Here is a 12,002-nt window from a genome sequence, read left to right as displayed (position 1 = left end):
GACGATTGGGAGAAAGAGCAATTGACTGACTAGACCAATAGCGACGGCTTTGGGATAGCGGGTGACTCGTTGAAAGTCTTTTGGCACAAGGGTTAACCCCATGCCTAGCATTACGGTTGCTAGACCTATCGGTAAGAGGACGGCGGTAAAAAAGTTGGCTTGCATAGATTAAGCTAGGTTGATTTCTTCAATCAGCGTTGCGCAGCAGCATTTATGTTGGACAAGTAATCTCTGCGTGTATTGGGTTTTCTGTAGCCATCGAGAAGCTTGCTGAGTGTCTGGAAGGCGAGGCTTTGAAATTAGAAGTTTTAACTGGGAGCAAAATTGCTAAACTGGTAACTTTCTGTTTAACTTTTCCCAATTATTGTTTCACAATCGTGCTTGATTGCCAAGGGTTATGTTATCAATAACAATCGAGTCAGAGAGTTTAATTTGGCTGGTTGTGCTGTAGAAAGCGGTGCGGAGTTAGTATGATCTTCTCTCATATTCAATCTCAGCTCTTAACCCGTAGAAGTTGCCAACTTCGCACTCGTATAAAGTCTGGATATTTACTCACGAGCTACCAAGTAGAGTTCTTAGGTAATTGCTCGGTACAGCTTTCTGTTCTGCCAGATTACTCGCACTAAACTTGGATAATAATTCAAAATAAATCGGATAGACTCTCCGCTCCTAAACCAAACTAATTGACTTTTTAGATGATTTTGGTAAAATATAGGCAGCATTACTGATTCGATCTTGTTACAAAAAGCTGACCTAACGTTTTCTACCATAATCTACGAGACTTCGATCGGAGCAAGCTTTTTACCATAGTTGTTATTCCACTAGTTTCTGTTGTTACATTCAACTGTTGGCTGAAGCTGTAGAAAAACTATTACCAAACGGACTAGACACGGCTCGTTTGACCCATAGCTAGGTTGGCTCTCATCTAGCTGAACGATCGAGTTTTCATCTTTATCTGAGATAATTGTTCGTCAAGAGGCAAATTTGCGACGATCGCATTGCTATTTACAGTAATTTTGCTCAAAACAAGCACCTTAGATATTTTTAAATTGCATAAAAGTACGAGGTAAATAGTTTTTCAACTACTAATAGAAATTGACAAATAAGTGAGATAAAAATGAAAAAGAACGCACAACTCTATACAAAACCATTGTCAAAAACCGTCGGCGAACAAATTATTAATGCCGACAATAGTAGTGTTTTAGAGCTGAGTAAAGAATTGATCGTTAACCTGTTTTGCGCTCAGGGACTATTATTATTTAGAGGGTTTGAAGCAGATGTAGAGACTTTTATAAAATTTAGCAACGAATTAAGTACTAATTTTATGGATTATACGGGAGGTGTATTCAAGCGTAAAGTAATTAATGGTAATTCTACTCTTTTAAGTGTCAATGATTTCAAAGATGAAGTTAAATTGCATGGAGAAATGTACTATCAGAAAAACATTCCTCTTATGCTTTGGTTTTTCTGTGCTAACCCACCTTCACAAGATGGTGCAACAATCGTTTGCGATGGCAAGCTTTTTTTCGACAAGCTTAGCGATCTACTCAAAGATTTATTCAGTCGAAAAAAGTTGAAATATCGCCGTCATTTGGAGCGAGATGCATGGAGAGAACGATATAAAACTGACGAATTAGATGTGGTAGAGCAAATATGTAAGAACAACGACACTCATCTACAAGTCAATGAAGATGAGTCAATTGATATTTGTTACATTTATCCAGCGATACATCTAAGTAGAACTGGAGAAGCGATGATATTTATTAATAGCTTGCTGCCAGCAATGGCAATCTCGCCTGATGTCATATCCTTCGATGATGGAACAAATATCGATAATACAATTATGTCTGAGTTGAATGAAATTGCTGAAAAAATAACGGTAGAGATTTATTGGCAGAAAGGCGATATCTTAATGGTAGATAATACCAGAATTATGCATGGTAGAAGAGCTTTTGCAGATGACAAGCGCGATCTCTATATACGCTTGTGTTCTCCGGCATTTTCCTATTAATTTTATCGGATCGAAGAAGAAACCAGCGCCACCTTCACGTCAATGGGTGCAGATAAATTTACAGGGACAGCCCAAATTCTCAGCTAACGTCTCAACAATCGGGCAAACAGTCGTTCTATGCATCGATCGGCTGAGAACAAATATTGCTCAATTTGGCATTTGGGCACCGTTCGCGATTCTGTGCCTGAGACTGACTAGCATTGCGGTTCCTGCCTTGCCAAGTACAGCTTACGCGACTTTGTCAGGTGCCTTGTTTGGGTTTGCACAGGGTGTAATGACGATCGCGATCGCAGATTTTCTCGCCTGTACTACTAATTCTTTCATTGCTCGTCGATCCGGTCGTCCAGTGGTGCAACGGCTCGTGGGTGAGCGGTTCATGGACAGACTCGCTCGATGGAGCCGAAAATATCTTGAAGGCAATTTCTTCCTGATGACAAGCGCTTTGATGTCTGGCTTTTTTGACTACGTTTGCTATGCTGCGGGTTTAACCCAGATGCCTTGGAAACGATTTCTGAGTACTTTAGGGTTGAGTATTGCGCTCGTCAAACCTCCCGTGGTGGTAGTTGGCGCGGGTATTCTCCAAGGTGAGAAGTTATTAATCGGCGCTTTAGTGGTAGGAATGCTAGCGATCGCGATCGTCTCCGCTTGGACTAGACGCAAAGGAAATCAAACTGAAGATTCAGACCTGTAGGTTTTCCGAGTATTGTCAAATTAAACTGCTGATTCTAAATATCTGATTGAACTACGTGCATTGTTTTTTTCCTCCTAGCTAAATTAATATGACAACTATTACTGCTCCGCCAGGTAGTGCTGAAGTAAGGCGCAAGACACTTTTGGTTCTTCTAATTGGCATTACCAGCAGCATACTCTACCTGCTAATCTATTTTGCGCAGCGTGCCATTTACCTAAATGGTCTCCCCGAAGAGATTAGAGGAATCCCTCTCCAAGAAGGTGGTACGCCTCTCAACAATACACGCCTGCTCTGGGAGTCTGCAGGCTACTACGGTGGCACAATTGCCCTGTTTACGCTCTACTTTTGGCTACTCCGACTTTGCCGTTGCGGTCAGTTGCGCTCTGGAGCTGCACGTACTCTAGCACTGCTTTTCCCCTTGCTGTTCAACTTGGGGCTACTGTTCGGGCGGCCATACATCTCGATCGATGTCTTCTCATACATGGCTCATGGCTACTTAGCCATTACCCCTGGTAACAATCCTTATGTTGATGCAGCACGCGAGGTGATAGAGTCCCCTTTTGGTCGCCAATTAGTACCGTGGGGATGGTGGCCAGTTCATGGCATTTCCCCATATGGTCCGCTATGGCTCCAGCTTGAGGCTGCGATCTTACGCTCAACGCAGCAGATTCCCTCAGCGCTCCTGCTATTCAAGAGCTTAGTAGTTGCCTCTAGCCTCCTTTGTGCTGTACTGATTTGGTGTATCCTCAGCAGGGTGCGTCCACAAGATCGGCTGCTCGGCACGCTCGTTTACCTATGGAATCCAATGATTGTCATTGAGTTTGCCGCCGAGGGACACAATGACGCACTGATGATTGTCTTCGTGTTGCTATCTCTACTATTAGCTGTCCAAGCACGTCCTACTGCATCTATGGTGGCGTTGGTGCTGAGCGTGCTGACTAAGTACCTGCCGCTAATTTTTCTGCCAGCACAAGTAGTTTACTTCTGGCGCACTCGTTCCCCACGATGGAACTGGACTGGACTGGTGCTACGGCTCCTACTGGGCTTGATAGTAGGATTAGGTCTAGCCATACTGCTCTATCAACCATTCTGGGTTGGAGTAGAGACGTTTCGAGGAGTACAAGCAGCCAGCCAAGCGCAATTCGCTGCCTCTACCCGAATGCTGCTTTCCGGCTACCTCCAGTATTTACACCCTCAGGCGGAAGCAGCACAGTTAGCCACCCAAATTTTAAGAGGGATCTTTAGCATTTACCTACTGATTGCTAGCCTGGAAGTGCGCGATCGGCAAAGTTTACTGAAAACGTTTGCTAATATCGCGTTAGTCTATCTACTTGTTGCCTCGCCGGAATACTGGCCTTGGTATGCTAGTACTCCGCTGGCACTGATGGCATTATCCCCGCACGGCACCTTCTACTGGATGCTCTTCGTGCTTACCTTTTGTTCGCGCTTGGTCGCTCCCTTAGAACTGATGATGACCAACGGCTTTATGACCAAGGAGGTCAAGGAGTGGAATTCTGCTCTGGTTGCCCTCGCGCTACCACTTCTGATCTTCCTAGTGCTATCTACATGGTCTACCGTATCCTCGCGGTGGAATACAAGAAACTGAGCTAATACTTCTTTGTCACAATCCAATACAGTCAACAGAGCATTGTCAAGTTACGCTCACAGAAAAATCTTAGTGAGAATAGCTTACCCATCTCGAACGATAGAATCATTGTTCTAGATGTACTAAATTGCTGGCATTCTCAACTGGGACAGGAGTAGCGTTAATCTGATGGAATTGGAGTGTTCTGAAAATTCGGATATAGGCGATCGATTTGATGGGCTTTGTAGGAGAACCAGCTAAACCCCAAATTGGCAATCTTTAGTTGTCGAAAGGTAGCATGAGGATCGCTAAGGTGCGTTTGAGGAAGTTGCTGTCCCATCTGTTTGAGAACTAGACCCAGCGGTACATTAATCTCATCCTGGAGTTTGAGACAACGAGCAAAAAAGGGACCGTAGGCGGCAATCAGAGAACCAACACCGCCGCGTACCTGTCCCCAACCGATGTAATAAATTCCCTTGTAGTCGTCTAGAAAACAACTGCCATAACATTGAACGATCGCACCCTTGACACGTTGAAGAGCAGGCGGCAAAAAGGGATAGGAAACATGAAATCCAGTCGCACAAACAATCAAATCAAATGTCTCACAGCTGCCGTCAACAAATTCAACGGTATCCCCTTGGAGTTGCCGTACCGCTGGTTTGGGCTGAATTCGCCCATGTTTTATATAGTAGGGGACTTCATTGTTGAGTGTGGGGTGTTTTTCAAAAATGCGGTAGGTGGGTTTGGTTAAGCCGTAGTCTTCGTGCTTGCCAAAGGTAAGGCGAATGATACCATAGGCGATCGAACGTTGCAGCGATTCTGGCATCCACCCCCGAATCAAATCGACGATTGGTTTTCCAGCAAAGGTTTTCGGCAAAAACCAGACTGAGGAGCGTAAACTCAACACGGACTTCGCCCCGACACGGGCAGCTTCTGCGGCAATATCACAGGCTGAATTCCCGCCACCGATCGTCAACACTCGTTTGCCCCGCAGTCGATCGGGGTGTTTATAATCTTTGGAATGGATAATTTCACCATTAAATTCACCTTGAAATTGCGGAAAGCGTTTATCCCAATGGTGCCCATTACACAGGAGCACCCCTTGATAAATTCGCACTTCTCCATTGACAAAGGTGACTTGCCAGCGATTGTTTTCGATCGGTCGTACTTCTAAAACGGCACAATTGAGTTTGATCGAGGGACGTAAATTAAAACGATCGGCAAAGGCATTGAGATAGTCTCGCATTTGTGCAGCACTGGGGAAATCGGGATAATCATTTGGCATCGGGAAGTGCGTAAACTGAGTCACCTTCTTCGATGAGATGATGTGTGCCGTTTGATAAACGCCGCGATCCCAGTTGCCGCCAATTCGATCGCTGGCATCGACCTGATCGTAAGCAATTCCTGCTGCTTGGAGTGCCTGAGCCATCCCCAGTCCTACAAATCCAGCTCCCAAGATCAAGTGTCGATCGGTTCGGTCAATTGCCTGGGGAACTATCCTAGAGCGATCGATCTGTACCACGATGTATTCTCCGCTTAAACCTGCTATTTATCCAGTCTAGAAGCCAAGGCGCAAAACGTCTGAGTAGATGGATGGTATAGGCAACGCGATCGGGAAAGACATGGAGTCGATCGCGTTCAATGCCCTGGAGAGTGCGACGGATGACCGCAGATGGATCGGTCAGTAAGTTATCGGGGATGTCCTCAGTTGACTCTGCCAGCGTGCCATAGCGTTTCGATTGCAAAATGGGGGTTCGACTGAAAAATGGATAAACAGCTGTCACTCTTACGTTGTAGGGGTTCACTTCATCCAGCAACCCTTCGCTAAAGCCCCGTAACCCAAACTTGCTGGCGCAATAGTGTGTCAGTCCCGCGATCGCAACCCAACCCGCCGCTGATGAAATGTTGACAATATGCCCCGATCGGCGGGCAGTCATATCGGCAACAAATAAGCTGCTCAAGCGCATGGGAGCCAGGAGGTTGATATAAATCAGCCGTTCCCATTGCTCGGAGGGGACTTCATCCATCCGCCCAAACACGGCAATTCCAGCATTATTAATCAAAATATCAACCGGAGTGTTAAGTGCCTGCACCTGTTTGTACAGCAGATCGCAGCCCTCTGCTGTAGATAAATCTGCCACCAGGCAAGCCAACACCTTTCCCGTCGAGATCTCCTGCCCAATGACGGCTCGCTGCTGCTCCAGCATCACTGCATCTAGATCCGTCAGAATTAGCCGACTCTCTGTCATGAGCAACTGTCGGGTGAGTTGCTGTCCGAAACCACCTGTTGCTCCCGTAATCAGTACAACGGCATCTTTTAACTGAGTCATGGTAGTTCCCTTAACGCCCAGGCGAGGAATCGCTCTGTATAGTATAGGGCAAGCTGATTGCTAACACCATTGAAGACAGCATCAAAGGCATGTTCCGCCCAGGGAATTTCTATCAAACCCGCTTGATTCCCTGCCGCTTGCAGTTTCTCATACAGCTGCCGTCCAAACTTGGCAAGAACGATGCGATCGCGCCCTGGGTAAACCAGCAGCGATGGGGGTAGGTTAGATGAAATATAGTTAATGGGTAATGCATCCTGATAGAGCTGTGGCACTCGTTCGGGGTTGCCCCCCAAAAAAGCTTCTAGGACGGCACGCACGTCGATCGGGTCTGGTACAGGGGGATTGTTGTAGCCTTCCGTCAGGTTCGTCGGACCGTAGTAGTTCACCACTGCTCGGATGGGTAGGGGGCTGCGTCCGTAGGCTACCAGAGAAGCTAGATGCGCGCCTGCCGATCGCCCCAACAGGGCAATGCGCTGGCGATCGATCTCTAGCGCGTCCGCCTGGGTTTGAATAAAGGATAGCGCCGTTTGCACATCTTCAAGCTGTGCCGGATAGCGAAACTGGGGGGCATGGCGGTAATCTAGAGCGACTACCGTATAGCCTTGGGCAGCCATATAACGGCTAAAGGTTTCATCGTTGGCAGGCGTGCCATTCTGCCAGGCTCCCCCATAAATTGTGACGATCGCTGGATGTAGTCCAACGCAGGAGGGACGATAAAGATTGAGAGTCAATGTCACTCCGTCCGCGATGGCAAACTCAATGCCCCGCTCAATCCGGCTTTCTGGCACCTTAATGCCTCGAAACGCATCTACCCAGATAAACGGATGGAGTCGTACTGCATCAGGAATGGGAGGAGCTGTCGTCAGCACTGCTTTGCCAAATTCAGCTTCCATGTCCGCAGCAATACGAGCATTGACGGCAGGGAACTGAATCAGAGGCAGCAAACTGAGCAGCAGACCCAGTAGACTACAACTCAGCGCAACTCCGTAGACCCAACTCGACTGGAGTCGCAATGCTACAAGCAGCAGGGCGATCGTATTCACCACTACCAACCAGGGACTCACCTCCGGCGCACCAATTCCTAGGGGTAGCAGGGAAAAGGTGGGAGCTGGAACGATCGTCCATAGACTGAGAAAGCAGCAGACAAGGCTCAAAATCCAGGGAATCACAAGGGAAGCTAGAAATGCCACCAGGAGGGCTAGCTTACGCTTTCCTGGCATAACAGATTGGGGTTTGTTTGTGGAATCGGATTGAGCCATTACTACCCAGAGCATTAAATAGTGAACAGACTAGACGGCTGCGTAAGCAACGTGTTTCTCGCGGGCATAAGTTTTGTACAATCGGTTGACGTTGTGTACTACGTAAATAGCTGCGAAGATCTGCCATCATCTCGGAAGAGTTTCTAGCGCGTTGTCGTCCGACAGCATTGGCTTTAACATCATGGTTAAGTAGCTCGCGTCTGTTTGAGTTCGGGGCTGTAAGCAGGCAAGAAAAACAGGCGGATGCGATCTTGATGTTTCTCTAGCCATTGGTGGACTGCCTTAGCTCGATGTACCGGATGACCATCGACAATCAAAAATACCTTGTGAGTGCACTGACGAATCAAGCGACGCAAAAAATCGAGCATCACAGCAGAATCAAAACGTTGTGTGAATAACTTGAAGCACAACTTACCCCGATTGGTGATAGTCGCGCATCAAACTGCAACCAAAGCGCTTACCTGTACTTGGCACAATCGGTGTAGTCCCAACTCGTCCGTAGGAACGTCCGGTTTGATCGTCGCCCCAAGATATTTGCTGCTGATAAAGGTTACGATGCTAAATGGTTGCGTCACCAGCTTCGGATCAAGGGCATCCAACCACGAATTAAACGACGAGTACAGCATGGCAAACAGCCCAAAGGCAGACCCTTTAAGTTCATTATGCTACGCTACAAGCAAGAACGTTCTTTCTCTTGGCTACAACGTAAATACAGACGGCTTGTCGTTCGATCTTGAACGTCTCCCAGCATGTTTTGATGCTTTCCTCCTTCTTGCCACATCTTATATCTGGTTTCCCAAATTAGTGGGATAGATTCATAGACTTTTTCAGAATATTCTAATACGTTCTGCTCCCACAAACCCACGCTTCCTTGAGGCACAATCATTTTTCGTAGGCTGAAACCAGGCGGGTTCGTTGGATTTTGCTAAAGTGACAGAAGAAAGATATGAGATCGTCTGATGGTTGTTTTCCATAGAAGTGCGTTAGTTGAAGCATGAGCCAACGTTTAGATTTGCCCAGGATCGTCATCCAGTGCCAGTAAGAAATTTATCAAATCGGTTTGTTGCGCGGGAGTGAAGCCAGCAGCTCGATCTACATAAAAGTGATGTCCAGTTCCGTCAAGATTATCGCGTTTTAAGGCTGGGTTAGCTTGGTTTGCTGCCACTACTCGATCGCGCAACTCGCGGTCTAGCAGAGCGCGTAAGCTACTCGCACTATCGGCAGATTGACCTACACTCAGAGTCCCTGCCAACCCTAAGCCACTGGGATCGGTGACTGTAAAACTGCCATCAGGTTTTACCTTCAGACTACCTGCTTTAATGGCAACACCGCCATCATGCAGATAAGGCGCACTCAGATATAACCCTCGTAAGGAAAGGGTTTTGTAGCCGCCATCTGGTAGGAAACCTTTAGGTAGAGTCGTTGGACTGTCGCTAATCCCCTCTGTTGGTACGTCTAATACTTCAGCATCTGTAGGTACAGGCACAGAATTATTCAGCGTGTAGAGCTTGGGTGGTACTAGTAAATTTTTCAAGGCAAGACGCGAGCGAGCACGAGCTGAGTTAGTACCTAATTCACTTAAAGGGTGAATTCTGTTGTCCGTGAAGAAAGGAGGGACGTGACAAGGGTTGTGTCGCAAAGACTGAAAAATGATAAGGTGGAAAAGCTGAAAACTGCCACCCGCCTTTCCCATGTCTACTCCCTCTGTGTTTAAGTGGCGACACTTTTTACCGGAAATCATCTTGCTTAATGTGCGTTGGTACTGCCGCTATGCCTTGAGTTACCGAGATTTAGAAGAGATGATGGCAGAACGAGGGATTGAGGTGGACCATTCCACAATCAACCGTTGGGTGTTGAAATATGCCCCCGAACTAGACAAACGCATTCGTCCGAATCTGCGACCTACTAACGATTCTTGGCGAGTAGATGAAACGTATATCAAGATCAAAGGGCAATGGAAGTATCTCTATCGTGCAGTGGATTCCCTTGGGAACACTCTAGACTTTCTGCTAAGCGCCAAACGCGATGCTGCTGCGGCAGAGCGGTTTTTGCGTAAAATGCTCAACGCGCCTCACACTCAGACTCCAAGAGTGATTAACGTGGATAAGAATGCCGCCTATCCGCCTGCGGTTGACGAGCTCAAAGCCGATGCACAACTGAGTGAAACTACTCAACTGCGGCAGGTGAAGTATTTGAACAACCAAGTGGAGCAAGATCATCGCTTCATCAAGCGATTGACAAAACCAGGATTGGGATTCGCTTCCTTTAATAGCGCCCGACGAACGTTACGGGGTATGGAGGCAATGAATATGATTCGTAAAGGACAAGTGCAAGGCGTTGCAAAAGGTGATGTGCGAGCACAGATAGAATTCGTGTCTCAAATTTTTGGATTGGTTGCTTAGTTGAGTCTGATCCATGTCGTTTCTTTGTTCTTCAATAGTTTTTGCGACGCAACCAAACTGCTTTTGAGCCTGTCTGGAAAACTCAACTTGATATGTCACAACTGATTAGAGTTTTAATCTTGCTTTAATCTCTTCCCAAGGTACGGTTCCTTGTTCCTTTGCCTCTGCCAAGATGGTTTGTGCATCCGCTACATCGATCCGGTCTTCTTCCTCTTCAATCAAACGCTCCAACAGATGTAGATCCTCAATCGAAACTAATGCAGCAACTTGCTCCCCATTTTGGTGCAGAATAATCGGTTTTCCAGTAGCAATCTGCTTGAGCAGATCGATCAGTTTGGAGTGAGCTGATGATATGTCAAGGTGAGTTACGTTGAGAATATCGTCATTCATATTTTGGTTTCTCTAGCTTGTTTAGGTGAGTGTACTACTGATATTTCAAGCGACCCTAAGCTTCTTTCATTATCTGGAAAAGAAAACACTATAGATAAGAAAGAAGTTTTAAGCCGAATCTGGTAACTCAGAAACAATACTCAGAAGAAAGAAAGTATCCTGGCATTTACCAGAAGCAGTGAAATCGATTGAATTGCTATTTTGCTTTAATTTCGCTTGAGCAGTATTAACTTGTGGCTCATCATCATTTACTAGCTTTGAATTAGGGTTTTCTGGCTCAGGAATGTATTCAATCAGCTCCCCTGGAGTAATTAAAGTTCTTTCATGACTTAGCTTATTTAAGGCTTTACACAAGTTATTTAACGTTTCCTCCGTTAATCTAGGCATACTCCTTTTGCGAAGGTTGGAAATCGCAGAAGGACTAATATCCATTTCCGCCGCCAGCTCTTTTGCTCGGATACCATACCTAGCCATTACCTCATTTAAGCGCCATCTAATCAAAATTTGAGCCATAGAACTCTCCGCTACGACTCTACTACAGGTTGAAGCCTTCATGATCTTTAAGTCTGAACCTCATTGAGTTAAGTCTAGCATAAATTATTTCATGTTTAACCTTGACAATTTAAGTCTGAGCTGCAATAATTTAAGTATAAGGCAAAGGGAAAAAGAGACAGCCCCCACCCTAAATGGAGAAAAAGAGTCTTTAGTTCGTAAAGATTTCTCAACAACAACGATTAGCAGAGCGCGGAACTGCCGAACCACCGCCCACCCCACACAAGATGTGGATGACCTGTGAAAAAGAGGAGCGATGCCTCGGTGAGACAGACCCTACCCATTGTGGTCAACGCTTGAAGCGCAGGGCAGATGAAGAAATCTCTGTTGTTTTAATTGACTAACTCTAAAAACTACAAAGCCTGAGCGCGCTCAACTTGGCAGGCGATCGCGCTCAGGCAATTGTTTCCTAATGACATAGGTAATCAGATGATAACCCACCCAAAATCAATTGCACAAGTCCAGACTCCTCAAATCTGGGACGAGCCAACAGCACTTGCCCAAGTTGGAGACGAAATTCGCGCTCCCTTCACGCCGTTGATGCAGGTAGTGGAAAGGGAAGTGTTAGCTGATGGACGAGTGCGGCTGCTGGTTAAACCCATATCTGCTTCATACTCCGAAGAATGGGTACTAGAGCCAGAAGTAATTGTAGAGCAGCAACAGTCAAAGTCAGCCCCATCGGAAAACATAGAATCACAACAGGGAGAGCGAAAAATTTCGGGGGAGATGAGGGACACAACGCGGTAAGATGACTCAATGCCTGATTCTGCTGAAAGAGTCAT

General features: G+C 46.4%; 12 protein-coding genes and 2 pseudogenes. 5 read left to right on the top strand and 9 right to left on the bottom strand.

Features of this window, described 5'->3' with window-relative positions; all coding sequences use genetic code 11:
- Positions 1-165, bottom strand: a pseudogene (locus tag DSM107010_RS42485) (bile acid:sodium symporter family protein); the annotation flags it as partial.
- A gap of 952 nt (positions 166-1,117) precedes the next feature.
- On the opposite strand from DSM107010_RS42485, the gene DSM107010_RS28785 reads away from it, so the two are divergent.
- From DSM107010_RS28785 to DSM107010_RS28775, 3 genes are all read left to right on the top strand, one after another.
- The gene (locus tag DSM107010_RS28785; protein ID WP_106167373.1) at positions 1,118-2,011 is read left to right on the top strand and encodes a TauD/TfdA family dioxygenase; all 894 of its coding nucleotides are present in this window, start codon (positions 1,118-1,120) and stop codon (positions 2,009-2,011) included.
- Positions 1,959-2,702: a TVP38/TMEM64 family protein gene (locus DSM107010_RS28780; protein ID WP_158631886.1), complete on the top strand. Its 744-nt coding sequence runs from the start codon at positions 1,959-1,961 to the stop codon at positions 2,700-2,702. Before DSM107010_RS28785 ends, DSM107010_RS28780 begins: the two co-directional genes overlap by 53 nt.
- Before the next feature lie 88 nt (positions 2,703-2,790).
- Positions 2,791-4,308 carry an MptA/MptB family glycosyltransferase gene (locus DSM107010_RS28775; RefSeq protein ID WP_106167375.1) on the top strand — a complete coding sequence of 506 codons (1,518 nt, stop codon included), beginning with the start codon at positions 2,791-2,793 and terminating at the stop codon, positions 4,306-4,308.
- A gap of 160 nt (positions 4,309-4,468) precedes the next feature.
- Here DSM107010_RS28775 and DSM107010_RS28770 read toward each other — a convergent pair whose 3' ends face one another.
- From DSM107010_RS28770 to DSM107010_RS28745, 6 genes and pseudogenes are all read right to left on the bottom strand, one after another.
- Positions 4,469-5,809, bottom strand: a complete 1,341-nt coding sequence (locus DSM107010_RS28770; RefSeq protein WP_199755802.1) for a flavin-containing monooxygenase — start codon at positions 5,807-5,809, stop codon at positions 4,469-4,471.
- Positions 5,787-6,617, bottom strand: a complete 831-nt coding sequence (locus DSM107010_RS28765; RefSeq protein ID WP_106167376.1) for an SDR family NAD(P)-dependent oxidoreductase — start codon at positions 6,615-6,617, stop codon at positions 5,787-5,789. The genes DSM107010_RS28770 and DSM107010_RS28765 overlap by 23 nt, the downstream gene beginning before the upstream one ends.
- Positions 6,614-7,837 (bottom strand): alpha/beta hydrolase, encoded by a 1,224-nt coding sequence (locus tag DSM107010_RS28760; protein WP_181246343.1) that lies wholly within the window; start codon positions 7,835-7,837, stop codon positions 6,614-6,616. The genes DSM107010_RS28765 and DSM107010_RS28760 overlap by 4 nt, the downstream gene beginning before the upstream one ends.
- Before the next feature lie 224 nt (positions 7,838-8,061).
- Positions 8,062-8,286 carry a transposase gene (locus DSM107010_RS41585; RefSeq protein ID WP_308726782.1) on the bottom strand — a complete coding sequence of 75 codons (225 nt, stop codon included), beginning with the start codon at positions 8,284-8,286 and terminating at the stop codon, positions 8,062-8,064.
- Positions 8,287-8,546: 260 nt separating this feature from the next.
- On the bottom strand, positions 8,547-8,756 hold the full coding sequence (locus DSM107010_RS28750; protein WP_127024526.1) for a hypothetical protein: 210 nt from the start codon (positions 8,754-8,756) through the stop codon (positions 8,547-8,549).
- Between the two features lie 126 nt (positions 8,757-8,882).
- Positions 8,883-9,500, bottom strand: a pseudogene (locus tag DSM107010_RS28745) (hypothetical protein); the annotation flags it as partial.
- Between the two features lie 67 nt (positions 9,501-9,567).
- Between DSM107010_RS28745 and DSM107010_RS28740 the strand changes: the two are divergent.
- Positions 9,568-10,278 (top strand): IS6 family transposase, encoded by a 711-nt coding sequence (locus tag DSM107010_RS28740; protein WP_106167378.1) that lies wholly within the window; start codon positions 9,568-9,570, stop codon positions 10,276-10,278.
- A 105-nt stretch (positions 10,279-10,383) separates the two neighbouring features.
- Here the strand turns inward: DSM107010_RS28740 and DSM107010_RS28735 are convergent, their stop codons facing one another.
- Positions 10,384-10,668 (bottom strand): type II toxin-antitoxin system prevent-host-death family antitoxin, encoded by a 285-nt coding sequence (locus tag DSM107010_RS28735; RefSeq protein ID WP_106167379.1) that lies wholly within the window; start codon positions 10,666-10,668, stop codon positions 10,384-10,386.
- Between the two features lie 108 nt (positions 10,669-10,776).
- Positions 10,777-11,181 (bottom strand): helix-turn-helix domain-containing protein, encoded by a 405-nt coding sequence (locus DSM107010_RS28730; protein ID WP_199755800.1) that lies wholly within the window; start codon positions 11,179-11,181, stop codon positions 10,777-10,779.
- 468 nt (positions 11,182-11,649) lie between these two features.
- Here DSM107010_RS28730 and DSM107010_RS28725 point away from each other — a divergent pair, with 468 nt between their 5' ends.
- Entirely contained in the window at positions 11,650-11,967 is a 318-nt protein-coding gene (locus tag DSM107010_RS28725; protein WP_106167381.1) for a hypothetical protein, read from the top strand.
- Positions 11,968-12,002 lie beyond the last annotated feature (35 nt).

This window comes from Chroococcidiopsis cubana SAG 39.79 (assembly GCF_003991895.1).
In the GTDB taxonomy this organism is placed as follows: domain Bacteria; phylum Cyanobacteriota; class Cyanobacteriia; order Cyanobacteriales; family Chroococcidiopsidaceae; genus Chroococcidiopsis; species Chroococcidiopsis thermalis.
The sequence above is the reverse complement of the archived record's forward strand: the minus strand, read 5'-3'. Positions and strand labels throughout refer to the sequence as shown.